This window comes from Variovorax sp. P1_H12_2 (assembly GCF_056405335.1).
In genome coordinates, this window is record NZ_JBFUCI010000047.1 from 1 (window position 1) to 22,711 (window position 22,711).

Sequence of the window (22,711 nt, forward strand, 5' to 3'; positions counted from 1 at the left end):
ACAGCACGCGGTGGCCACGCATCGACAGGCCCTGTGCCAGCGTCACGGCCGATGTCGTCTTGGCCACGCCGCCCTTGAAATTGGCCACCGTGATCGTGATGCCCGCCGCGCCTTCGGGCCGCAGGTGCTCGGAACGCAATTCGCGCGCCCAGCTCTGGGCCTCCGCCATGGTCCACTCGCGGCTGTTGCCGTGGATTTCCCCGGCAGGCAGGTCGCCGCGCGTGAGCCGGTACGAGATCTTCGACTTGTCGACACCGCACAGGTCCGCCAGTTGCACCGCCTTCAGGCTGGGCGCAGACTTCACAGCGGTGGGCGCCAGCATCGCCGAGCGGATGCGGTCCATCATCCCGGCGATCTTGTGTGCCTGTTGCTCGATGTCTTCCAGGTTCTGACGTCGAATGGTTTGCTTGATGTCCACGGAATCTGCCTTGAAAGTTTGAGTGTCGTGCGATTATGCAGGGCACTGGGGAAAAAACGAAGAATGGCCGCGATATCAAGTGAAGACTTGGACGCGGATCCCGCTTTGGGTCCCTTTTCTTGGCTCTCTCCCGAGATTAAGAGAGAAACTTGAATAACTTCAAGAGATTAAGCGCCGGGATAACTGGAATTTCTTCAATTAAATCAACGACTTAGAGTCAATCCAGCGGCCCATCCGTCCAGACTTTAATCGCTTGCGTCCAGCTTTTGATCGGATGCGTCCAGCCTTTGGTCGGAATCCGTCCAGCTCCTCATCGGCGGGGTACACAGCCTTATCCACAGCCGGATTCGGCCGGTTCGGAGGCCGTTTGACGCAAGTGTCCGGGTTTTAAGCGGGCTCTCGGGCTCGCCTGGCGCCTCTTCGGAGGGCGGTCTGGGCCGAATGTCCGGCTATTAATCGCCTCGCGGCCACCCTGATTCGGGCCCGCCTTCCGCAAACGTCCAGCTTTTAATCGGCCCCGCCGCGCCCCCTCGCACGCCAAATGTCCAGGAATTGATCGGCCTCGGCGGCGGCCGACACCGCTGGCTTGTGTCCAAACCCGGTTGGACATAAGATCGACGCTGCAATGAGTCATCAGATCGCGGGAAATCCGGGCGACAAGCCGATCATGAGCCACGCCGTCGACGACGTGCTGGAGCTCAGGAAGCCGCACGAGATGATCGTGATGATGCCGCGTTCGGCCCGCGTGACCCTGACCGGGCGCCGCATCTACAGCGCGCTGCTGCAGGTGGCGCAGACCCGGCTGGTCGCCTTGCCCGGGATGCCCGCGGCCGACTTCATGTTCGAGGCCCCGCTGGCGGCCATCCTGCGCACCACGGGTTCCAGCGGCAGCGAACGCACGGCGGCCAAGAAGTACCTCATCGAGATGCGCAGCCTGGAGGTCGACTGGGAGTCGACCGCACCGGGCGACGGCGTCAAGTGGCGCGGCTTCTCGATGCTGTCCGAAGTCGCGCTGGAACTCCGGCGCGGCGAGAACTGGGTCAGCTGGTCCTATCCGCCGACGATCATGGCCGCACTCCGGGACCCGCAGCGCTGGGCCCGGATCGACCTCGACGTGCTGGCCAAGCTGGGCTCCTACACCGCCGTGGCGCTCTACGAGATCTGTGCGCGCTACCGCGAGAACCCCAGCGGCGTCACCAGCCGCAAGCCCGTGACCTGGTGGGTCGACGCCCTGAGCAACGGGCCCGGGCCCGAGCGGCGCGAATGGCGCAAGTTCAAGAACGAGCGGGTGAAGGACGCGGTGGTCGAGATCAACGCCGAAACCGACCTCGAGATCGACCTGATCGAGCACAAGCAGGGCAGGGTGATCACCGAGGTCCAGTTCGCCGTCCGCAAGAAGCGCCAGGCGCCGGCGCCGAGGCCGCTCTCGGGCGAGCCGGTGGACGCCACGCTGGTGCTGCGCGCCGAAACGCTGGGCATCCGGGAGATCAAGCTGGAAGGGCTGCTGAAAGAGTTCGGCGACGAACGCGTGCGGGCCCAGATCGAGGTGCTCGAGCGCCGCGCCGCCAACAAGTCGCTGCGCACCATCGAGAACGCCTTCTCCTACCTGCGCTCGCTGCTGCGCAACGAACCGGTGACCGAGGGCGGCCCCGACACCCGGGCGCGCGCCGACGCGGCCGTGCCCGCGGCGCCGGAATCCGCGCCCGAACCCGCCGGCCCGGCGCCGAACGTCGAAGGCGCGAACTGGCTGCGCGAGCAGATCGAGGCGATGAAGAAGGAAGTCGCCGCGCTCGAACCCGCGCACCTCAAGCGCTGGGTCGACCAGGCGCTTCAGGACCTGGCGCGCAAGGGCGCGCTCAACGCAGTCATCAGCCGGCGCGCGGCGCAGGGCGATGTGCTGCACGGGCTGCTGGGATCGGCCGTGGTGTACGCCTATGCCGACGCCACCTACGGCCCCGACTGGAAGGTCGATCGCCAGCTGTTCGACGCCTTGCCATAGACGCCGCACCGGGCAGGCAAGCGCGGGCTTCCACCACGTCCCGCTTCCATATGCCGGATCGCGGATAAGCATCTGCCGAAACGGTCGTTCGCGTTTCGATTCCGAATCCGCACAATCGCGCCCCATGCCGCGACATCCGGTCGACGCGGCTCGTTCCCTTCATCCCCGGGACTCCCGATGCGAGCATCCGCATTCCTCAGGCTGGTCCTGACCCTGGCGCTCGGCGCCGCGCCCCTTTGGCCGGCCAACACCAATGCCCAGGCCCAGGCCCAGACGCCGGCCTTTCCGGCGCGGGCCGTTCACATCACGGTGGCCAACACGCCCGGCAGCACGCCGGATGTGCTCGCGCGCTACCTGGGCACGCGCCTGTCCGAGCGCTGGAACCAGCCGGTGGTGATCGACAACCGCGCCGGCGCCGGCGGCATCGTCGCCGCCGACGCACTGTCGAAGGCCGCCCCCGATGGCCATGCGCTGCTGGTCGGGGCCGACGGGCCGATCACGATCCTGCCCAACCTGCAGCCCGGTCTGCCCTACGACGCACTGCGCGACCTGGTGCCGGTGGCCTCGCTCGGCAAGATCGACTTCGTGCTGGTGGCGAATCCGAAGACCGGCTTCAAGACACTGGCCGATTTCACGCGCGCCGCCGCGGCGCATCCCGGCAAGTACAACTACGCCTCGGCCGGCAACGGCAGCCCGCAGCAGCTGAGCATGGAAATGCTCAAGCAGCGCGCGCGCATCCATGCGACGCACATTCCCTACCGCGGCGGACCGGTGGGCATGCAGGACGTCATCGCCGGCCAGGTCGACCTGATGTTCATTGCGATCGGCCCGGCGCTGCCCCACATCCGCAGCGGCCGCCTGGTTGCGCTGGCGGTCAGCGGCGAAGAGCGCCAGGCCTTGCTGCCCGAGGTGCCGACGGTGGCCGCCAGCTATCCCGGATTCCGCGCCGGCACCTGGTTCGGCCTCTTCGCACCGGCCCGCACGCCGCAGGCCGTGGTGGACGCGATCGCGCTGGACGCCAGCCGCATCGTGCGGGATCCGGTGGCGCGCGCCGATCTGGCCGCGCAGGGCATCGAGGTCACCGGGCTCGCGGCAGCGCCGTTCGCGCGCGAGGTGAGCGCCGAGTACGCGCGCTACGCGCAGATCGTCAAGACGGTCGGGATCCGGGGCGATTGAGCTCCCGCGTGTCCTCGCTTCGGGCAGGACGCGCTTATGCCCCGAGGCATATAAGCAGCCTTCCAATGCGTCGTTCCCTTCAGGCGAGCGAGTCGCGATACTTGCAGACTTTGCCGTGCCACCGCATCGGCCTGCGTGCTTGGCATGCGGTGCGCGCCTCAACTGTTCATGACTTCCTCTTCCCTGGCCGAGCCACAGACTCGGCCGCCTCTGATCCGACTCGAGTCGGTGCAGAAATCCTTCGTTCTTCCCGGCGGCGAGGTCTTCGACGCCGTGCGTTCGCTCTCGCTCGACATCCATGAAGGCGATGTGTTCGGCCTGATCGGCAAGAGCGGCGCCGGCAAGTCGACGCTGCTGCGCCTCATCAACCTGCTCGAGCGCCCCGATGCCGGCAAGGTCTTCGTGGGCGGCCGCGACCTGACCACGCTGTCGCGCCGCGAACTGCGCGACACGCGGCAGAACATCGGCATGATCTTCCAGCAGTTCAACCTGATCCAGAACGCGACCGTGTTCGACAACGTCGCCTTCCCGCTCAAGATCCACGGCCGCCATTCGCGCGCCGAGATCCAGGCCCGCGTGCGCGAGTGCCTCGACCTGGTCGGGCTGGCCGAGAAGATCGACAGCTACCCGGCGCAACTCTCGGGCGGCCAGAAGCAGCGCGTGGCCATCGCGCGCGCACTGGCGCCGCGGCCCCAGGTGCTGCTGTGCGACGAGCCCACCTCGGCGCTCGACAGCGAGACCACGCGCTCGCTGCTCGAGACGCTGCGCGACATCAATCTCAAGCTCGGCGTGACCATCGTCATCGTCACCCACGAACTGTCGGTGGTCGAGGTGCTGTGCCGCCAGGTCGCGATCCTCGAGCAGGGACGCCTGGTCGAGCAGTTCGAGGTCGATGCGCCGGCCACCGCGCGCACGACCGCGCTGGGCCGCGAGATCGACGCGCTGGTGCGGCGCCGCGAGCGCGATGCGCGCGAAGCGCTCGAGGCCCAGGCCGCGTCTTCCATCCACCGCCAAGCAGGCACCCAGGAGCTGGCCCATGCCTGAGAACATCGTCGCCATCCTGCCCGAGCTCGGGCTCGCCATTGCCCAGACCTTCATGATGCTGGGCATCGGCCTCACGGCCGCACTCGTGATCGGCGGGCCGCTCGGCGTGCTGCTGTTCCTGCTCGGCCCCGGCCAGTCGCTGGAACACAAGCCGACCTTCCTGATCCTCAACTGGATCGTGAACACCGTGCGCTCCTTCCCCTTCATCATCCTGCTGGTGGCGCTGGTGCCGTTCACGCGCGTGATCGCGGGCACCTCGATCGGGCCGCTGGCGGCCGCGGTGCCGCTGTCGGTGGCGGCCATTCCGTACCTGGCGCGGCTGGTCGACCAGTGCCTGCGCGAAGTGCCGCGCGGCGTCATCGAGGCCGCCCACGCGATGGGCGCCTCGGAGCTGCAGATCATCTGGCGCGTGCTGGTCGTCGAGGCCCGCTCGGGCCTGGTGCTGGCCTTCACCGTGCTGGCCGTGAGCTTCCTGTCTTACTCGGCGATCGCCGGCGTGGTGGGCGGCGGCGGCATCGGCGACCTGGCGATCCGCTACGGCTACTACCGCTTCCAGACCGACGTGATGGTGCTCACGGTCGCGCTGCTGGTGGTGCTGGTGCAGATCATCCAGTTCGTCGGCAACACCGCCGCACGTCGCCTCGACAAGCGCTGAAGCGCGTTGGCCGATTTTCGATTTCTCCCTTTTATTTGAAACCGTTGAACGTTCCCATGAAAAATTCCATTGCCCGCCGTTCCGTGCTCGCGCTGTCGCTGCTTGCCCTTTCTTTCGGCGGCCTGTCGCTGCAGGCCCATGCCCAGGCGCCCTCCAAGAAGGAACTCGTGATCGGCGGCACTGCCGGCTCCAACATCGACCAGCTCAAGGCCGGCATCGTGCCGATCCTCGAAAAGAAGGGCTACAAGGTCAAGCTGGTCGAGTTCAACGACTACGTGCAGCCGAACCAGGCGCTCGCGCAAGGCTCGCTCGACGCCAATTTCTTCCAGCACCGGGTCTACCTGCAGAAGTTCGCGGCCGACCAGAAGCTCGACATCGTCGAGCTGGTGCAGGGCCCGATCGCGCCGCTGGGCGTCTACGCGACCAAGCGCAAGACGCTGGCCGAGGTCAAGGACGGCGACCGCTTCACGCTGCCCAACGACCCGAGCAACCTGGCGCGCGCGCTGGTGCTGCTGGAGCAGAACAAACTGATTACGCTGAAGCCCGGCATCGACCCGCTGCGCGCGTCGGAGAAGGACATCGCCGAGAACCCGCGCAAGCTGAAGTTCATTCCGCTCGAGGCGGCGCAGCTGCCGCGCTCGCTCGGTGACACCGACTACGCCATCATCAACGGCAACTTCGCGATGTCCTCGGGCCTGAAGCTCACCGAAGCGGTGGTGCTCGAGAAAACGCCGGACCACTACCTCAATGTGGTCGCCGTGAAGCGCGCCGACAAGGACGCGCCGTGGGCCAAGGACATCGTCGAGGCCTACCACTCGAAGGACTTCCGCACGGTGGTCGACAGCAAGTTCCCGGGCTACGCCAAGCCGACGTTCCTGCAGTAGAAGGATGAGTAGCGGGCGGAGTGGCTTGGCGCCCTCCGTCCGGTCGCGCGGCTCAGGCCGGGCCCTCAGGCCAGCGGCGCCGCCCCCATCCACAGCCCCAGATACGCCAGCGCCTTCTCCTTCTCGATCGCCGTGCTGCTGCGCTCGATCGACGCCGGCGAGGTGCGCGCGAAATCCGCGATCGACTGCGACAGGTTCCAGACCTGCACGCGGTCGATCAGCAGCAGGCGGTCGTGCAGCGACTTGGCGCGTGCCAGGCGCACTTCGAGCGGCCGCGCGGCCTTGTACTGCGCCTGCCAGCGGCCGGCCGCCGGCGCGAGGCTGGACTTGGTGCCTGCGCGGTCGCCGAGGATCTGGATGCGAACGCCTTCGCGCGCGGCGATGGCGACATCGGTGAGGGCGATCGCGTTGACATACGGGTCGACGATCAGGATCTCGCTGCGCGCCGAGGCCACGAGCCTGGCCAGTTCGGCGAACACATCGAAAGGCGCGTGGCGGGCGATGAAGGCGCCGCCTGCGGCAGACGGCCGCGGCAAGGTGCGCGCGAGCATCGATGCAAGGCCATGGCGGGGCGCGGCGCCCAGCCCGCCGCGTATGGGGGCTGCCGGGCGGTGGTCCGGGGGAGGGGCGTGGGAGGTGTTGACGAAGACCAGCACCGAGGGGGCGCCAATGGAGATGGCGATGCGGGAGGGGTGTCTATGATCCGAGGTAGCCATGATGTGCGGTTCCTTGTTGATGGCACGTTGTGGTTAGAGCCTCGTCGGTGTTGGTGCACCTTCGGGGCTCGCCTTTTTGCTCAGGGCGAAGCGCTGAGCGGTGTTGCGCGTGGCCGAACACAGAGAGAGCGTCGGCGCATGCAGCAACCTGCCATTTCACTGCGCAGCGGCGCTCGTGCGAACCCCGGCGAGTCGGAAACTGCAGGGGGAAATGTCTGGGGTTGAGTTCCGGGCTGGCCTTCGCGGCGTTGATGAATTCGGCCGCCCTCCGGCTGCGTGTTCAGCTTCGGCGCCGGCAGGCGCCGCCGGCGCGCAAGGCATGTGCGGAACGACACTCAGTGTTCGCATCGCCACCTGCGCAACCGCTTGATTTTCAAGAAGCAATTGGCAGCGGCGCCTCAACATGTTCGCGCGGCGCGCCGCTGGACCTTCGCTCATCCTGGCTTTTCGCCACTGGGCTTTCGTCCATCCCATGGCTGTCGATGTGCGACCGAGGCTGAACCCGGGCGCCCGAGCGACCTGGCGCCGGCGGCCAGGGGTGAACAGCCGCTATTGGCGGAGGGCGAAAGTCGCTTCAGGGCCCAACGCTGCCCTCCGGCCCGTTGCGATGAACGTTGCGCCGGGCTATGGCTTGTGCACATGGACGACGCCGGTCATGAACGGATGCACGGTGCAGTAATAGGCATAGTCGCCTTCCTTTGGAAAGGTCACCTCGAACCGATCGTCGGTATCCATCGCCTTCGAGGCGATGACCTTGTCCAGGCCCTGTGCGCTGGCGACAGTGTGTGGCACCTCGTCGTGATTGATCCAGCGCACCGTGGATCCGGGCGAAATCGTGATCTCCTTGGGCCCGAAGGCGAACTTGCTGACGTCGACGGTCGTCGCGGCGTCGACGGCAAAGCTGGCCGACGGGCTCACAGCGAAGCAAACGGCCAGCGCGAGCAATGCACTGCGTTGGTTGGGAAGAGATTGACAGAACATGGCGAAGCTCCTCGAAATGATTCCGAGATATGGGGGATGGGTTCAGCCTTCGAGCGGCCGGTCGACCATGGCAAGCGCGCTCTTGCCGCGCACCACGCTGATCTGCCGCGTGCCGAGCAGCTTGCCGAGTTCACCCGCGGGGACTTTGACCGGGCCGGGTTCGCCGATCCCCTCCTGACCTGGCGTGGGCAACGGATAGGCGAGCGACATCGCCGTGTGCAGCGCAACGTGGCCTTCGACTTTCTGCAACACCTGATGAATATGCCCGTTGAGGACCGTGACCGATCCGTACGGGCGCAGCAGCCCGAGCGCCTGGGCAGAATCGGCCGTGCCCCAACCCCAGGGTTCCCAAACCGTCCAGAGCGGTATGTGCGCCATGACGACGATCGGCGTCGAGCGCGAGACACCGGCGAGATCGCTCTTGAGCCAGGCCAGTTGCTCGTCGCCCAGTGCGGCCAGCGTACCTGCCTTGAAGTTGAGCACATTGTTCAGCCCGATGAAGTGCACGCCGCCCTGATCGAAGCTGTACCAGGCTCGCCCCTTGCCGTCGTGGTCGAAGAACTTCAGATAGCCGGTGACACCATCGTCGATGGTGTCGTGCTCGCCCGGTACGGTATGGATTCGGTCGACGCGAATCTCCTTGAGGATTTCCTTGGCGTTGCCGAATTCCTCCGGCTTCGACAAGTGGCTGACATCGCCCGTATGCACGACGAATGCGGGAGCCTGAGGCAACGCGTTGATGTCGGCGATGGCGTGGCGCAGGCTGCCAATGACATCCGGGTTGGCCTCTCTGTGGAAGCCGATGTGCGTGTCGCTGATCTGAACGAAGTTCAGCCCACCGCGCGCGGCGCCCGGCGGCGTGCCAGTACCGGTGGCTCCCAGGGCTCGTGGTATGCCGCCGCTCACGGTCCAAATGACGGCCGCGCCGCCCCATGCGGATATACAACTGAGGGCTTGACGTCGGCCCGGATTGTGCGTCTTCATCTGCTTGCTCCTTAGTGGGTTGAAGGTCGTTGCAAGTGGCATTACGGAAGAGGGCTGGGATTTATTCCCGCCGTTTGCACGGGGCGCGCACGCGCCCGCGGAATAGATTCCGTTCGGGCACAGTCATCGGTTCATGAGTGTCGACGGGAGATTCGCATGCCTTTCACTGCCCATCACCTGCGCCTGGGTTCGGGATTGGTGCTGATGAGCTACATCTCGCTGCACCTGTTCAACCACATGCTGGGCATCGTGTCGGTGCCCCTCGCGGAGGCCGGATTGCGCTGGTCAATCCGGCTGTGGCAAAGCGCGCCGGGCACAGCGGCGCTGTACGGTGCGTTCGCGCTGCACTTTGCGCTTGCATTGCGCACGATCTACCAGCGCCGCCACTGGCAACTGCCGGCCACGGAGTGGCTCCGCCTGTGGTCGGGCTTCAGTCTCCCCTTGCTGCTGATCGGCCACGCCGTGAACACCCGCCTGGCGTCGTCCTTCTACGGTTTCGAGCCGAGCTACGAAAGGATCATCGCCGGACTGATCTCGGGCGGTACGCAGGGTTGGCAGATCGCTCTGCTCGCGCCCGGCTGGGTGCATGGTTGCCTGGGCCTGTGGATCACGGCGCGTCATCGCGTTGCGTCGCGTCGCGCCCGAGTCGTATTGGTCGCGATTCTTGTCGCGGTTCCGCTGCTTTCGGCGGCGGGGTTCATACGCATGAGCCGCAGTATCGAGCCATACGAAGCCATCCTTGTGACACACGCGGCAGAGGCGCGCCCTCGTGCGGCGTCGCTCGCGTCATGGCGCCGAGCCCTGGTGGGCACTTACCTGTTGCTGCTCGCCGGCTCGTTTGTCGCCGGCCGATGGCGCGATGCGAAAGGGAGTGACTCGGCGGCGCCGTGACCCGGGGTCGCCGCCGCAACAGAAAGCAGCTCGCCCCGCGGTGGCCTATCGGGCGTCGGCCGCTGCCAGGCGCTCACGTACCAGCCCGGTGAAGGCTCGCAACTCCGCAGCATTCATGTCCGATACGGCCCAGGCCTGCATGCCACCCTGTCGCCAGTGCACGATGTTGAAGCCCTGTCGCGCGAGCAATTCGGACGCGACCGAACTGCCATCCGGCGTCGGCCAGACGAACAGGTTGATCACGTGAGGTCCGGCCTGATAGACCAGCCCAGCGACAGCCCGACCGTCGAGGTAGTCGAGTCGACCGCCGGTCAGCGGGAAGCCTTCGGCTGCGAGGTCGATGACCGGCGGCGAGAAGTCGAGCTTGCCGGCAAACCACGGTTTGACGGTGTGGTGGTCGGACGAAGCAACGTCCACCAAGTGAGACTCCATCAGTGAGCGCACGTGGCTGCCCATCACGGCATCGCGCGTCAAGTCCTGCGCAGGCACCACGAGCAGGCTGAACGCAATGCCCCAGGCGGTCGCGGCGCCGGCGCCGTAGACGGCCGCCGCCTCCAGCCAGCGACGCCATCGGGCTGCGGGCCGGGCTGCGGGAGGTCTCGGCGAAGGCGCGGCCGCTGCCCGAACATCGTCCAGGATGCGGCGGGTCAACCCCGCAGGCGGTGCGTACCGCGAAGCCTGGCTCCGGATCAGCGGACCGAGAGCGTCGTCTTCAGGCGATTGCATCGCGCCTCCTTACCGCATTTTTGGTTCCATGCTCTGCCTGCAGCGCGTCGCGCAGCAGCGCACGGGCGCGCGACAGGCGCGACATCACTGTGCCGAGCGGGATGCCGGCGACCCGAGCGATGTCCTCATACGACATTTCCTCTAACTCGCGCAGCACGATCACCTCGCGAAACACCGGCGCCAGCGCTTCGATCGCCGCATTGACGCGCTCGCCGACGACGTGTTTGTCCCACAGAACAGCAGGATCGACGCTGCCGTCTGGCCACGCAGTCGCGGCCAGACGGCAGCTTTCGCTGTCGTGCATCTCGTCGAACTCGACCTGATGGCCCAGACGGCGCCGCTCGCGCATGCAGTCGTAGCAGGCGTTGCGCACGATGCCCATCAACCAGGGCCTGGCATCTTCGCCACGCAGATCATCGAAAAAGCGCAAGGCGCGCAAGTAGGCCTCCTGCACTGCGTCTTCCGCCTGCTGCGCATCGCGCAGCAACCAGCGCGCCAGGTTGTAGGCGGCGGGCAGGTGTATCAAGGTCGCGGCCTCGAATTGACGGGTACGGTCGATCACGGTTCCTTGCATGACGGGCCGGGGCGCAGATTTATTCCGGGCGAGCGTCGAGTCTTCGATCCGTCATGCGTGCTGAACGCAACTGCACATGGAGCGGTCCCTTCCACCCGCTTTCGGTAGTTGTTCACGTTTTCAGAACCAATGCATGCGAGGGCATGGTCGCCGTTGTGCAGCCAGGAATATTCCGCGGATCGCCGCCGTACTGCACCAGGAGGCTGAGAGGCCTCGACCACGGCACAGGTGGTGCCGCTCAACCCAGGAGATCATCATGCGTACATTCGATCCAACATTTGTCCCCCAGGTCGGCTCAGAAATTGCCGGTCCTCGACGCCAGGCCAACGCGGCCGATGCTCGAACACGTCAACGTGCAAGCACACGCACGTGCGTGACGCTCGCCCGCAGCACTGGCACTTTGTTCCTTCTCGCTGCACTCGGCGTAGCCGCCCATGCCGACGGGGGCATGACACGCGCGCAGGTCAAGGCCGACCTGGCCGAAGCGATGCGAACCGGCGAAATGCTCGCCCCAGGCGAAAGCGGCCTGACGCTGAGGGAGCTGAACCCGCAGCGCTATTCCTCCCCGGTTGTGGCACAGGGCAAGACGCGCGCACAGGTCAAGACGGAACTGGCCGACGCGATCCGAACGGGCGACATCCTGGCCAATGACGAGAGTGGGCTGAGGGTCAACGAGGAGCACCCGCAGCTCTACCCTGCACAGGTTGTGGCGGCGGGGAAGACACGCGCTCAGATCAAGGCCGAATTGGCCGAAGCGATCCGAACGGGCGACATGCTCGCGAATGACGAAAGCGGCCTGAGGCTCAACGAGGTGCGCCCGCAGCGCTATGCCAAGGCGCGGGCGACGAATGGCGACCCGTCCCGGATGGTGGCCGCTGAGGCACCTTCGGCCTCAGGCGGCGCCACGCAGTGATGCGTTCGCGCAGGTCGGCCGGAGTCCGTCGCGGTCGGCCTGCGTCGCTCGACCCCGTGCAGCGGCGCGGCCGGCGTTGTCGCACAATTCGCACGGGGGCACCATGCCAGGCTTCAGACATCTCCGAACCCTGCGCCCGGCCGGACCGCGCTCGGTTCGGCTGGCGAGTGGGCTCGTGCTGTTTTTCTATATCGGGACTCACCTCCTGAATCATTCGCTCGGCAATGCCTCTCTCGCATGGCTCGAGCGAGGCCTTTTGGTGCAGAAGTTCGTCTGGCAGGGGTGGCTTGGCACGACCTTCCTGTACAGCGCCCTGGTCATGCACTTCTTCCTGGGCCTGTGGGCGCTGTACGAGCGGCGCTCGCTGCATTGGACTCCGAACGAGGTGGCGCAGCTCACCCTGGGCTTGTGCATTCCGCCGCTGCTTGCCAACCACCTCGTGAACACGCGAATCGCCTTTGCCGAGTTTGGCTTGAACAAGGGCTATGCCCAACTGCTGTACTCGCTCTGGATCGCTCAGCCAGCGTTCGGCCGCGTGCAGCTGATACTGCTCGTGGTTGCGTGGCTGCATGGGTGCTACGGCATCTGGTTCTGGTTGCGTTTGAAACCATGGTTCGGGGCTTGGCGCAGTGTGCTGCTGAGCGTTGCAGTGCTATTGCCGGTGCTTGCCTTGCTGGGCTATCTGCAAGGCGGCCGCGAGGTGATGGCGCTGGCCCAGAACCCGGCCTGGCGCGCGCAAGCGCTGGCGCAGACCGTCGTCGGGACGGCAGCGCAAAATCGCTGGCTCGTCGGTTTGCGCAATGACTTTCTCCTCTTCGAGGGTGGCGCGCTGCTGCTGGTGCTCTCGGCGCGACTGGCGCGTGCGCTGTGGGAGCGCAGGAAAGGGCGATTTTGGGTGTGCTATCCGGAGGGACGGCAGGTCCACGTGCCGCTCGGATTTTCGGTGTTGGAGGCAAGCCGGATGGCCGGCATACCTCACGCGAGCGCCTGCGGGGGTCGCGCCAGATGCTCGTTGTGCCGGGTGCGCGTCCTCAGCGACGTCGGGCTGCCGGGGCCAGCGGAGGCCGAACGGCGCGTGCTGGAGCGGCTCGGCGCCGATTGGCGATACATACGCCTCGCATGCCAGTTGCATCCGAAAGCTGATCTTGCCGTGTGGCCCCTGGTGCCGCCGGCGGCATCCACGGCCTTCCAACAGGAGCACCGATGGGGCGCGATACCGCAAGAGCGATTCGGCGCGTTCATGTTCGTGGACATGCGTGATTCCACCCGGCTCGCAGCGCAGCAATTGCCGTTCGACAGCCTGTTCTTCGTCAGTCGTTTCCTGGCTGCGGCCTGCGCCGCCGTCGTGCAGGAAGGAGGACTGCCAAACCAGTTCCTGGGCGACGGGGTCCTCGCCATATTCGGCCTGGATACCGAGCCTGGCACTGCATGCCGCCAGGCGCTGCGCGCGGTGCCAGTGGTCGCGATGAATATCGCGGCGCTGAACGTGGCGCTCGAGGCTCATTTGCAGCAGCCCCTACGATTTGGCATCGGAGTGCATTGCGGCCGCGCGGTCATGGGTGAGATCGGCTTTCGTGAGCACGTGACGTTCACGGCGTTGGGGGACGCGTTGAACGTGGCCTCCAGGCTTCAGCAGTTGACAAGAGACATTGGCTGCGAGGCCATCGTCTCGGACGCGGTGTTCCGGCGCGCTGGGGTTTCGGCAACCGGCCTGGCGCCGCTCAATGCACGCCTGCGAGGCCGTGATGAGGCGGTGCGCGTCCGTGTGCTGACCGATGCGCGGCAAATGCCTCGCCTAGTCGCATGAGGGGGCAATACGTGTTGGTGCCGTTGTCCCCCGCGAAACCTGGAGCGGCGATACGGTCGCCTTGTTGACCGACCCGGCCAAGGTCCAGCTCGTGATGAAGGATGGCGTGATCTATAAGGACTGCGCAACGCCTGTTCTGGCGAAAGCGGCGTTGCATGTCGATGGTGCAAGCTCGCCACTGCGTGAAGAAAGGTGAAAGAGGCGATTGCTGAAATGAATTGAGGGCAGAACTATGCGCGACGCATCGATTGCGCCGCGCGACCGCATTGTGGGCGAGACCGGTCATAGCAAGCGGGCGTGTGACTGACCGGTCATGGCCAACTGTAGCCTGTCGCCTTCTCGGCGCTTTGGGCCCGTTGCCGACGTTTAGCTCTCACCGGGACCGGACATTCCCAATGCAACAGCCGTTACATGTCGCCGCCGCTTCTTCAGGCTCAGGCTCGCCGCTACACTCTCGAAAGTCATGTTCCGCCGTCCCTTCCATCGCTGCATGACCGCGTTCGCCGTGGTCCTGGCGCTGCTGTTCTCGCAGCTGGCGCTGGCAAGCTACGTCTGCCCCGGCGCGGCTGACGCGGCCGCGATGGCGGAAATGATGACCGCGGGCGAAGCTTGCGACGGAATGGATTCGGCGCAGCCCGTGCTTTGTCATCAGCACGCGGCCGACATGTCGTTGTCGTTCGAGCCGGTGAAGGTGGCAACCCCTTCGCTGCCGGCCATCGTGCAGATACTCGTCGTGCCGTTGCTCCTCGAGGCGCAGCTTGCCGCGGCGACTCCCATCGCGGTGGCACCGGAGTTGCGACCTCCGCCCGACCCACTCTTTCTCTCCACCCTCAGACTTCGAGTCTGAAATCTCCGTTGACTGAACGGCGCTGGTGCGGCTCGTCCGCCTGCCAGCTCACGCCTCATTTGTCTTCGGAGTACTCATGCCATCCCACTTCCTGCGCGCTGCCGCCTTGGCTGCCGCACTTCTTCCGTTCCTCGCAGCGGCCGCCCCTCTGACCTTAGAGACGGCCCTCGACCTGGCCGTCAATCGCTCTGAAGCCGCGCGGGCCGCACAAGCAGGCGTGACGAGCGCGTCAGAGGCCGCACGCGCCGCCGGCCAGCTTCCGGACCCCATGCTGCGCGCGGGCATCGAGAACCTGCCGGTGACCGGCCCCGACCGCTTCAGCACCACGCGCGACGCGATGACGATGAAACGCATCGGCATCAGCCAGGAATGGCTGTCGAGCGAGAAACGAGCTGCCCGTCAGGCCTCGGCGGAGGCCGTTGTCGCGCGGGAGCGCGTCCAGGCGCGTAGCGCTGTCGCCGAAACCCGCCTCAACACCGCGCTGGCCTACCTCGACGCCTACTATGCCGCCGAAGCGCTGAAGCTGACGACGCTCACGGAGCACCACGCCCATGAAGAGTTCGAGGCGGCGCGTGCCCGTCTTGCTTCATCCTCGGGCAGCAGCCAGGAAGCGCTGGCCCTGACTGGCGCGCGCGGTCTGGCCGAAGACGAGTCGGCCGAGGCTCGTCAACTGCAAAGTGCGGCTCAGGCCGCGCTCCAGCGTTGGGTCGGCGCCACCGTCGAAGAGTTGGCACCTGTCGCGTCGGTTCCCCTGGCGACGGAGCAGGCATATGTCGCGGGGAATCCGATCGTTGCGGCCAAGCGGTTCGACATCGATGTGGCCCAGCGAGGCGCCGCAGTCGCTGCGTCGGAGCGCAAGCCGAACTGGACCTGGGAGGTCTCGTATGGACAGCGCACGAACTACTCAGACATGGCGACCTTCGGCGTGAGCATCCCTCTTCAGGTAGCGCCGTCCGAGCGCCGGGACCGGGAAACGGCAGCCAAGCTCGCACTGGCCGGGAAGGCTGAGGCAGAGCTTGAAGAAGCCACGCGCGCGGCAACAGCCGAATACCGAACGCTTGCCAGCGATGCCCAGCGCCTACGCGAACGCATCGAGCGCTACCGCTCCGGCGTCGTGGCCGTCGCCGGGCAGCGGACCTCGGCAGCCATCGCTGCCTATCGGTCGAACCAGGGCACGCTGATGACGCTGTTCGAGGCGAGACACGCAGAAGTGGAAGCACAGCGAAAGCTCCTTGTGCTTCAGCGCGACCTCGCCAGGACCCAGGCGCAGCTGGCCTTCAAACCCCTTTCGCCAGGAGCCGACCGATGAAACGCTCTTACCTGACCACGCTTCTTGTCGTAGCCGGTGCTGCGCTCATTGGCGCAGGCTTCTTGCTCGGGCGTCAGACCGGCCGGGAGGGCGAGCATGCCGCAGCAAGCCATGCCGTCTCGTCGACCGACGGCCGCAAGGTTCTCTACTGGCACGACCCGATGGTTCCAGGCCCACGCTTCGACAAACCGGGCAAGTCGCCGTTCATGGACATGCAACTCGTGCCTGTGTATGCCGACAGCGACCCCAGCGAATCTGGCGTCAAGGTCAGTCCGACGGTGCAGCAAAACCTGGGCATCCGCATCGCTGCGGTACGTCGCGCCGAAGCCTCGAGCTCCTTCGACGCCATTGGTTCCGTGCAGTTCGACGAGCGGCTGAATGTGGCGGTACAGACGCGCGTCGCTGGCTACGTCGAACGCCTGGCGGTGCGCGCCCCCATGGAGCGCGTACGCAAGGGGCAGGCCCTGGCGACCATCTTCGCGCCGGAGTGGCTCGGACCGCAGAACGAGTTGCTTGCGCTCCAGCGCGCCGGCGTCGCACCCGACCTCATCGCCGCAGCGCGCGAGCGGATGCGCGCGATGTCGATTCCGACGGAACTCATCCGCCAGAGCGAAAGCACCGGAACCGCGCAGGCACGCTTCACCCTCAGCGCCCCGACCGATGGCGTCGTCGCCGAGTTGGGCGTCCGGGAAGGGGTTGCCGTCACGCCCGGCATGACGCTGTTCCGCATCGCCGGTCTCGACAAGGTCTGGGCCGTGGCCGATGTTCCGGAAGCCCAGGCGCTGCGGTTGACCCGCGGTCAGAAAGTCACGGCAGTGCTTCAGGCTGATGCCTCTCAGACCTTCGATGGCGAACTCAAGGAAATACTTCCGGAGGTCAGCTCGAACACTCGCACCCTGAAGGCGCGCTTCGAGGTCGACAACCGGCAAGGAAAGCTCACGCCCGGAATGCTGCTGCGTCTGCGAGTGGCAGGACCGACAAGCAGCCGGCTCGTCGTTCCGGCCGAGGCGGTGATTCGCACGGGCAAGCGTGCGGTCGTCATCGTCCGCAAGGACGGCGGCACCTTCGAACCTCGCGACGTCACCCTCGGCATGGACCTCGGTGACGACATCGAAATCGTCCAGGGACTGAACGACGGTGACCAGGTGGTCGCGAGCGGTCAGTTCCTCATTGACTCCGAAGCCCGGCTGCGCTCGGTCCTGGGAAGCATGTCGGTGTCCGCATCGCCTCCTGCACAGACAGCCTCATCGCCGGCAGCGAAGGCGTCAGGCACGCATACGGCAGAAGGCAAGGTCGAGAGCGTCGAGCTCGACAGCATCACGATTTCGCATGGCCCGGTGCCAACGCTGAAGTGGCCGTCCATGACGATGGGCTTTTCGAAGCCGAATCCCAACGCCTTTGCCGACGTGAAGCCGGGTGACACCGTGCGATTCGAGTTCAATGAGGCCGGCCCCATGGGCTATGAACTCCTCTCGGTGCAGCGCGTTCAACCGGGCGCCAAGCAATGATTGCCGCGCTCATCCGATGGTCGGTCGGCAACCGATTCCTGGTGCTCGTCGCCACGCTGTTCCTGGTGGCGGCCGGAGTCTGGTCGGCCGCCCGCATTCCTGTGGACGCTCTGCCCGACCTCTCGGACGTCCAGGTCATCATTCGAACGCCCTTCCCAGGCAAGGCCCCCCAGGTGGTGGAGGACCTGGTGACTTACCCGCTGACGACCACGATGCTGAGCGTGCCGGGCGCCAAGACGGTCCGCGGCTACTCGTTCTTCGGGGATTCCTTCGTCTACGTGCTCTTCGACGACAAGACGGACCCGTACTGGGCCCGCTCGCGGGTCGTGGAGTACCTCAATCAGGTGCAGGGCAAACTGCCCGCGGGCGCCAATGCCTCCCTGGGGCCCGATGCGACCGGGGTCGGATGGGTCTTCGAGTACGCCCTGGTTGACCGGTCAGGCAAACGGGACATCGGGCAGCTTCGTGCCCTCAACGATTGGTTTTTGAAGTTCGAGCTGAAGACCATCCCCGATGTCGCCGAGGTCGCGAGCATCGGCGGCATGGTGCGGCAGTACCAGGTGGTGCTCGACCCTGACCGCATGCGGGGCCTTGGCGTGACCCAGGGGATGGTTGTCGCGGCCTTGCAGAAGGCGAACCAGGCTTCGGGCGGCTCGGTCGTCGAACTCGCGGAGGCCGAGTACATGGTGCGTTCGCGCGGCTACCTGAAATCGCTGGATGACTTTCGTGCCATTCCGCTCGCGGTCTCGGGCGCGACCCCAGTGCTCCTGCGCGACGTGGCCACGATACAGACAGGTCCCGAAATGCGCCGCGGCATCGCCGAGCTCGACGGTGAAGGGGAAGTTGCAGGTGGCGTCGTGGTCATGCGCTCGGGCAAGAACGCACGTACGACCATCCAGGCCGTCAAGGTGAAGCTCGAGACGCTCAAGTCGAGCCTGCCCGATGGCGTGGAGATTGTTCCGACCTATGACCGGTCGTTGCTCATCGACCGCGCGGTCGAGAACCTGCGCTTCAAACTGCTGGAAGAATTCGCAGTCGTGGCGCTCGTCTGCGCCATCTTCCTGTTTCATCTCCGCTCGGCATTGGTGGCGGTGGTCGCGCTTCCGATTGGCGTGCTGACCGCGTTCATCGTCATGCAGTGGCAAGGCGTCAACGCCAACATCATGTCACTCGGCGGCATTGCCATCAGCATCGGCGCCATGGTCGACGCAGCCATCGTGATGGTGGAGAACGCCCACAAGCACCTGGAGGCGTTCGAGGCGAAACATGGGAGGAGCCCGACTTCTCCGGAACGATGGGAGTTGGTCAGCGCGGCGTCCATCGAGGTTGGGCCGGCCCTGTTCTTTTCGCTCCTCATCATCGCGCTGTCTTTCGTGCCCGTGTTCACCCTGGAAGCACAAGAGGGGCGGCTCTTCTCGCCGCTGGCGTTCACGAAGACTTATGCAATGGCTGCGGCTGCGGGCCTGTCCGTGACGCTGGTTCCTGTGCTGATGGGCTACCTCATCCGCGGACGCATCCCTCACGAGGCAGCGAACCCGGTGAATCGTTTCCTCGTGGCGGCCTACCGGCCCGTGCTGGAAGCGGTGCTTCGCTTTCCGAAGGCCACCCTGGCGGTCGCCGCAGTGCTCATGGCACTGACAGCCATCCCTGTCATGCGTCTCGGCGGTGAATTCATGCCGCCGATGGATGAAGGTGACCTGCTCTACATGCCATCGGCCCTCCCCGGGCTGTCGATTTCCAAGGCTTCCGAGCTTCTTCAGCAGACGGACCGACTCATCAAGACGGTGCCGGAAGTCGAGCGGGTCTTCGGCAAGGCGGGTCGCGCCGACACCGCCACGGACCCGGCGCCGCTCGAGATGTTCGAGACGACCATCCAGTTCAAACCGCGCGCACAGTGGCGTGCCGGGATGACGCCCGACAAGCTCGTTGAAGAGCTCGACCGCGTGGTCAAGGTGCCGGGCCTGACGAATGTCTGGGTGCCGCCCATCCGCAACCGCATCGACATGCTGGCAACCGGCATCAAGAGCCCTGTCGGCATCAAAGTCGCCGGCGCCGACCTGGCCACCATCGACGCGCTGACAACGCAGATTGAAGCAACAGTCAGGGGCATTCAAGGTGTCTCGTCGGCGCTGGCCGAGCGCCTGACCGGTGGCCGGTACATCGACGTCGACGTGGACCGGCTCGCAGCCGCGCGCCATGGACTTTCCGTGGCCGATGTTCAGTCCATCGTCTCGACTGCCGTCGGCGGCGACAACGTGGGCGAGGTCATCCAGGGGCGAGAACGCTATCCCATCAACGTCAGGTATCCGCGAGAGGTTCGCGACTCGCTGCAGCGCTTGAGGGAACTGCCCTTCGTGACCGACAAGGGGGCGCAACTCCTCCTGCAGGACGTGGCAAAGGTGACCATCCAGGAAGGCCCGCCGATGTTGCGCAGCGAGAACGCGCGCCTCTCCGGCTGGGTGTACGTGGATGTCCGAGGCCGGGACCTGAGGTCGGTGGTCAACGACATGCAGGCGGCAGTGGCCAAATCGGTCACCATGCCCGCCGGCTACGCCGTCTCATGGTCGGGGCAGTTCGAGTACCTTGAGCGAGCGACCGAACGGCTCAAGCTCGTCGTGCCCGCCACCTTGGCCGTCATCTTCGTCCTGCTCTACGTGCTGTTCAGGTCTGTTGCAGATGCAGCACTGGTCATGGCGGCGGTCCCGTTCTCTCTCATCGGCGGCTTCTGGCTGGTTTGGGCGTTGGGACATTCCATCTCGGTCGCCACCGTGGTCGGTTTCATCGCACTCGCCGGCGTCGCTGCCGAGTTCGGCGTCGTGATGCTCATCTACTTGAAGAACTCCCTTGCGCGGCGTATCGAAGCTGGAGCGCCGATGAACGACGAAACGTTGATTGCAGCCATTCGCGAGGGAGCGGTGCTGCGCGTTCGCCCAAAGGCGATGACGGTGGCGGTGGTCATGGCGGGCTTGCTGCCGATCATGTGGGGAAGCGGAACGGGCTCCGAAGTGATGACCCGAATTGCCGCCCCCATGGTGGGGGGCATGGTGACGGCGCCATTGCTCAGCCTGCTCGTCATCCCGGCTGCCTGGTACTTGGTCAATCGACGCCGAACTGCAGCGCGCGATACCCGACAGGACCACGAGGTCGTGCCGTAGAGGAAGCCTGCTCCCTTCGAGGTCTGTCACGACACCTGTCAGCCGGCTTGCAAACGAGAACCGACGGCCAAAGACCGCCGATGGCCGATTCCGGCGGTTCGCCGCATTCTGCCTCCCCGCTGGCCGGAAAGCCGCCGCCAGGCAGGCCCGCTCGGGCGGTGCCCCGCAAGTCAAGTGGCGCGTCCACGAAGGTCCAGTGTCGTTCCGCGGCATGATCCCCATTCCACCCATCCACTCTTCCACCATCTCCATGCGCACCATCGGCCTCATCGGCGGCATGAGCTGGGAATCCAGCAGCGAGTACTACCGCCTCATCAACCAGCAGGTGCGCGAGCGCCTCGGGCCGCTGCGCTCGGCGCAGTTGCTGATGCACAGCGTCGACTTCGGGCCGATCGAGCGGGCCCAGCACGAGGGCCGCTGGGACGATGCCGGCGCCATCCTCGAAGACGCCGCGCGCCGGCTCCACGCCGGCGGGGCGGAGTGCATCGTGCTGTGCACCAACACCATGCACAAGCTGGCCGATCGCATCCAGGCCGCGACGCCGCTGCCCTTCATCCACATCGCCGATCCGGTCGGCGCCGCCGCCGCCCGCGACAGCCTGCGCCGCGTGGGCCTGCTCGGCACCGCCTTCACGATGGAGCAGGGCTTCATGAAGGATCGGCTGGCACAGCGGCACGGACTGGAGGTGCTGGTGCCCGAGCCGGACGAGCGCGCCGCGGTGCACCGGATCATCTACGACGAGCTGTGCGTCGGCATCGTCGACGACGCCTCGCGCGACACCTACCGCCGCGTGATCGCCTCGCTGCAGGCCCGCGGCGCCGAGGCCATCGTGCTCGGCTGTACCGAGATCTCGCTGCTGGTCAAGGATCAGGACAGCGCGCTGCCGCTGCTGGACAGCACCGCGCTGCACGCCGCTGCCGCGGTCGACTTCGCGCTGGCAGGGTAGGGCCGGGGGCCGGGGGCCGGGGGCCGCGGGGAGCCCTGCGTCACCGACGTCAGGGCCAGGCAGACGGCCGTGCCTGCACGCTCGCTAAGATCAACGCCGTGTGATGCAAGCGCGCGGAAGGCCATGCGATACGAACTCACCGATCTCCGCCTCTTCATGGCGATCGCCCAGGCAGGCAGCCTCTCGACCGGTGCTTCCGCCGTGCACATCACGGCGTCATCGGCCAGCTATCGGCTCAAGAATCTTGAACATGCGCTGGGCACGCCGCTGTTCGTGCGCAACGCGCGCGGCATGGGACTGACACCGGCCGGCGAAGCCATGCTGACGCATGTGCGCGAGTTGTTTGGAGGTGTCGAACGCATGCACGAAGACGTCGGCCGGTTCGCCGCCGGACTCAAGGGGCACGTGCGACTGGCGGCCAACAGCAGTTCATTGAATGGATTCATCACTCCCAGCCTGGGGCGCTTCCTGATGCTCAATCCGCACATCGACGCGGATGTGGAAGAGCGGCAGAGCGAGACCATCCCTGCGGCGGTGTTCGCGCGAGAGGTTGATGTGGGAATCTTCGCGGGGTCGACCGAGGTCGAAGGCATCGAAGTGCATCCCTACGCGCTGGACCGGCTCGTCATCGCCGCGCCGTCGAACCACCCTTTGGCTGGGCATGGCGAGATCAGGCTTGCCCAGGCGCTCGGCTTCAGCTTCGTCTGCATGAGCCGCAGCAGCAGCAACTTCATGTTCCTGCGGGACATGGCGCAGAAGGTGGCGCGTCCGCTGTCGGTGCGAATGCACGCCCACAATTTCGATTCGGTGCTGTCGCTGGTCGACGCCGGCGTGGGCATCGCCCTGGTGCCGCGCAGCGTGGTCGCCACGTCGCCGGAGGCACGAGCGATCGTCGCCATCCCCTTGTCCGAGCACTGGGCGCTGCGCGAGCTGAATCTGGCCGTTCGGCAGGATGCGCGCATGCCGGCGTTCGCACAGGCGTTCGTGCGGTTCCTGCTGGACGACCCGCGCGTCGCTGCCACGCGAGAAGCTGCCGGCTGAGCACCGAGCCTTCTCTTTCAATTCTTCGAAAGCTTCCTTCGGAACTTTCGGATGGTGCGTTCGAAAGCTCATTCCTAGACTCCTTCCTGGTGACTGCCCAGGGCAGCCCGCACCGGCCCGGCCGGTGACCTATAAGG

General features: G+C 66.0%; 21 protein-coding genes. 15 read left to right on the plus strand and 6 right to left on the minus strand.

From position 1 onward, the window contains the following. The coding region (locus AC1D2K_RS07660; protein ID WP_478087620.1) for an AAA family ATPase at positions 1-418 on the minus strand (418 nt) is incomplete at its 3' end. A gap of 625 nt (positions 419-1,043) precedes the next feature. Here AC1D2K_RS07660 and AC1D2K_RS07665 point away from each other — a divergent pair. The 5 genes from AC1D2K_RS07665 (at position 1,044) to AC1D2K_RS07685 (ending at position 6,176) form a co-directional block, all read left to right on the plus strand. Further along, positions 1,044-2,417 carry a hypothetical protein gene (locus AC1D2K_RS07665; RefSeq protein ID WP_478087621.1) on the plus strand — a complete coding sequence of 458 codons (1,374 nt, stop codon included), beginning with the start codon at positions 1,044-1,046 and terminating at the stop codon, positions 2,415-2,417. A 177-nt stretch (positions 2,418-2,594) separates the two neighbouring features. Further along, on the plus strand, positions 2,595-3,593 hold the full coding sequence (locus AC1D2K_RS07670) for a Bug family tripartite tricarboxylate transporter substrate binding protein (RefSeq protein ID WP_478087622.1): 999 nt from the start codon (positions 2,595-2,597) through the stop codon (positions 3,591-3,593). Positions 3,594-3,761: 168 nt separating this feature from the next. Beyond that, positions 3,762-4,637, plus strand: a complete 876-nt coding sequence (locus tag AC1D2K_RS07675) for a methionine ABC transporter ATP-binding protein (protein ID WP_478087624.1) — start codon at positions 3,762-3,764, stop codon at positions 4,635-4,637. Beyond that, positions 4,630-5,292 carry a methionine ABC transporter permease gene (locus AC1D2K_RS07680; protein WP_442286031.1) on the plus strand — a complete coding sequence of 221 codons (663 nt, stop codon included), beginning with the start codon at positions 4,630-4,632 and terminating at the stop codon, positions 5,290-5,292. The genes AC1D2K_RS07675 and AC1D2K_RS07680 overlap by 8 nt, the downstream gene beginning before the upstream one ends. 56 nt (positions 5,293-5,348) lie before the next feature. Further along, positions 5,349-6,176: a MetQ/NlpA family ABC transporter substrate-binding protein gene (locus tag AC1D2K_RS07685; protein ID WP_478087625.1), complete on the plus strand. Its 828-nt coding sequence runs from the start codon at positions 5,349-5,351 to the stop codon at positions 6,174-6,176. Positions 6,177-6,241: 65 nt separating this feature from the next. Here the strand turns inward: AC1D2K_RS07685 and AC1D2K_RS07690 are convergent, their stop codons facing one another. From AC1D2K_RS07690 to AC1D2K_RS07700, 3 genes are all read right to left on the minus strand, one after another. After that, positions 6,242-6,892, minus strand: coding sequence for a hypothetical protein (locus AC1D2K_RS07690; protein WP_478087627.1), 651 nt, complete (start codon positions 6,890-6,892; stop codon positions 6,242-6,244). 624 nt (positions 6,893-7,516) lie between these two features. Beyond that, on the minus strand, positions 7,517-7,873 hold the full coding sequence (locus AC1D2K_RS07695) for a cupredoxin domain-containing protein (protein ID WP_478087628.1): 357 nt from the start codon (positions 7,871-7,873) through the stop codon (positions 7,517-7,519). Between the two features lie 42 nt (positions 7,874-7,915). Next, positions 7,916-8,857 (minus strand): metallophosphoesterase family protein, encoded by a 942-nt coding sequence (locus tag AC1D2K_RS07700; RefSeq protein WP_478087630.1) that lies wholly within the window; start codon positions 8,855-8,857, stop codon positions 7,916-7,918. 156 nt (positions 8,858-9,013) lie between these two features. Between AC1D2K_RS07700 and AC1D2K_RS07705 the strand changes: the two genes are divergently transcribed. Then, positions 9,014-9,748 (plus strand): hypothetical protein, encoded by a 735-nt coding sequence (locus AC1D2K_RS07705; RefSeq protein ID WP_478087632.1) that lies wholly within the window; start codon positions 9,014-9,016, stop codon positions 9,746-9,748. 45 nt (positions 9,749-9,793) lie between these two features. Here AC1D2K_RS07705 and AC1D2K_RS07710 read toward each other — a convergent pair whose 3' ends face one another. Then, entirely contained in the window at positions 9,794-10,474 is a 681-nt protein-coding gene (locus AC1D2K_RS07710) for an anti-sigma factor family protein (RefSeq protein WP_478087634.1), read from the minus strand. Next, positions 10,461-11,036 (minus strand): sigma-70 family RNA polymerase sigma factor, encoded by a 576-nt coding sequence (locus AC1D2K_RS07715; RefSeq protein ID WP_478087636.1) that lies wholly within the window; start codon positions 11,034-11,036, stop codon positions 10,461-10,463. The genes AC1D2K_RS07710 and AC1D2K_RS07715 overlap by 14 nt, the downstream gene beginning before the upstream one ends. A 268-nt stretch (positions 11,037-11,304) precedes the next feature. Between AC1D2K_RS07715 and AC1D2K_RS07720 the strand changes: the two genes are divergently transcribed. The 9 genes from AC1D2K_RS07720 (at position 11,305) to AC1D2K_RS07760 (ending at position 22,574) form a co-directional block, all read left to right on the plus strand. After that, complete coding sequence (locus AC1D2K_RS07720) at positions 11,305-11,961, plus strand: DUF4148 domain-containing protein (protein ID WP_478087638.1); 657 nt, start codon at positions 11,305-11,307, stop codon at positions 11,959-11,961. 175 nt (positions 11,962-12,136) lie between these two features. Then, a complete protein-coding gene (locus AC1D2K_RS07725) occupies positions 12,137-13,768 on the plus strand; it encodes an adenylate/guanylate cyclase domain-containing protein (RefSeq protein WP_478087640.1) in 1,632 nt (543 codons plus the stop codon). Between the two features lie 61 nt (positions 13,769-13,829). Continuing rightward, complete coding sequence (locus tag AC1D2K_RS07730; protein ID WP_478087642.1) at positions 13,830-13,964, plus strand: hypothetical protein; 135 nt, start codon at positions 13,830-13,832, stop codon at positions 13,962-13,964. A gap of 267 nt (positions 13,965-14,231) precedes the next feature. Beyond that, on the plus strand, positions 14,232-14,615 hold the full coding sequence (locus AC1D2K_RS07735) for a hypothetical protein (protein ID WP_478087643.1): 384 nt from the start codon (positions 14,232-14,234) through the stop codon (positions 14,613-14,615). Positions 14,616-14,691: 76 nt separating this feature from the next. After that, the gene (locus AC1D2K_RS07740; protein WP_478087644.1) at positions 14,692-15,924 is read left to right on the plus strand and encodes a TolC family protein; all 1,233 of its coding nucleotides are present in this window, start codon (positions 14,692-14,694) and stop codon (positions 15,922-15,924) included. After that, positions 15,921-17,432, plus strand: coding sequence for an efflux RND transporter periplasmic adaptor subunit (locus AC1D2K_RS07745; RefSeq protein ID WP_478087646.1), 1,512 nt, complete (start codon positions 15,921-15,923; stop codon positions 17,430-17,432). Before AC1D2K_RS07740 ends, AC1D2K_RS07745 begins: the two co-directional genes overlap by 4 nt. Then, entirely contained in the window at positions 17,429-20,587 is a 3,159-nt protein-coding gene (locus AC1D2K_RS07750) for an efflux RND transporter permease subunit (RefSeq protein ID WP_478087647.1), read from the plus strand. Before AC1D2K_RS07745 ends, AC1D2K_RS07750 begins: the two co-directional genes overlap by 4 nt. A gap of 250 nt (positions 20,588-20,837) precedes the next feature. Further along, on the plus strand, positions 20,838-21,533 hold the full coding sequence (locus AC1D2K_RS07755) for an aspartate/glutamate racemase family protein (protein ID WP_478087649.1): 696 nt from the start codon (positions 20,838-20,840) through the stop codon (positions 21,531-21,533). Between the two features lie 123 nt (positions 21,534-21,656). Then, positions 21,657-22,574: a LysR family transcriptional regulator gene (locus AC1D2K_RS07760; protein ID WP_478087650.1), complete on the plus strand. Its 918-nt coding sequence runs from the start codon at positions 21,657-21,659 to the stop codon at positions 22,572-22,574. Positions 22,575-22,711: the final 137 nt, after the last annotated feature.

Excerpts from the sequence above, each read along its gene's own strand:
- AC1D2K_RS07665 (WP_478087621.1), top strand. The coding sequence starts at position 1,044 with ATGAGTCATCAGATCGCGGGAAATCCGGGCGACAAGCCGATCATGAGC.
- AC1D2K_RS07670 (WP_478087622.1), top strand. The coding sequence starts at position 2,595 with ATGCGAGCATCCGCATTCCTCAGGCTGGTCCTGACCCTGGCGCTCGGC.
- AC1D2K_RS07675 (WP_478087624.1), top strand. The coding sequence starts at position 3,762 with ATGACTTCCTCTTCCCTGGCCGAGCCACAGACTCGGCCGCCTCTGATC.
- AC1D2K_RS07680 (WP_442286031.1), top strand. The coding sequence starts at position 4,630 with ATGCCTGAGAACATCGTCGCCATCCTGCCCGAGCTCGGGCTCGCCATT.
- AC1D2K_RS07685 (WP_478087625.1), top strand. The coding sequence starts at position 5,349 with ATGAAAAATTCCATTGCCCGCCGTTCCGTGCTCGCGCTGTCGCTGCTT.
- AC1D2K_RS07690 (WP_478087627.1), bottom strand. The coding sequence starts at position 6,892 with ATGGCTACCTCGGATCATAGACACCCCTCCCGCATCGCCATCTCCATT.
- AC1D2K_RS07695 (WP_478087628.1), bottom strand. The coding sequence starts at position 7,873 with ATGTTCTGTCAATCTCTTCCCAACCAACGCAGTGCATTGCTCGCGCTG.
- AC1D2K_RS07700 (WP_478087630.1), bottom strand. The coding sequence starts at position 8,857 with ATGAAGACGCACAATCCGGGCCGACGTCAAGCCCTCAGTTGTATATCC.
- AC1D2K_RS07705 (WP_478087632.1), top strand. The coding sequence starts at position 9,014 with ATGCCTTTCACTGCCCATCACCTGCGCCTGGGTTCGGGATTGGTGCTG.
- AC1D2K_RS07710 (WP_478087634.1), bottom strand. The coding sequence starts at position 10,474 with ATGCAATCGCCTGAAGACGACGCTCTCGGTCCGCTGATCCGGAGCCAG.
- AC1D2K_RS07720 (WP_478087638.1), top strand. The coding sequence starts at position 11,305 with ATGCGTACATTCGATCCAACATTTGTCCCCCAGGTCGGCTCAGAAATT.
- AC1D2K_RS07735 (WP_478087643.1), top strand. The coding sequence starts at position 14,232 with ATGTTCCGCCGTCCCTTCCATCGCTGCATGACCGCGTTCGCCGTGGTC.
- AC1D2K_RS07740 (WP_478087644.1), top strand. The coding sequence starts at position 14,692 with ATGCCATCCCACTTCCTGCGCGCTGCCGCCTTGGCTGCCGCACTTCTT.
- AC1D2K_RS07745 (WP_478087646.1), top strand. The coding sequence starts at position 15,921 with ATGAAACGCTCTTACCTGACCACGCTTCTTGTCGTAGCCGGTGCTGCG.
- AC1D2K_RS07750 (WP_478087647.1), top strand. The coding sequence starts at position 17,429 with ATGATTGCCGCGCTCATCCGATGGTCGGTCGGCAACCGATTCCTGGTG.
- AC1D2K_RS07755 (WP_478087649.1), top strand. The coding sequence starts at position 20,838 with ATGCGCACCATCGGCCTCATCGGCGGCATGAGCTGGGAATCCAGCAGC.
- AC1D2K_RS07760 (WP_478087650.1), top strand. The coding sequence starts at position 21,657 with ATGCGATACGAACTCACCGATCTCCGCCTCTTCATGGCGATCGCCCAG.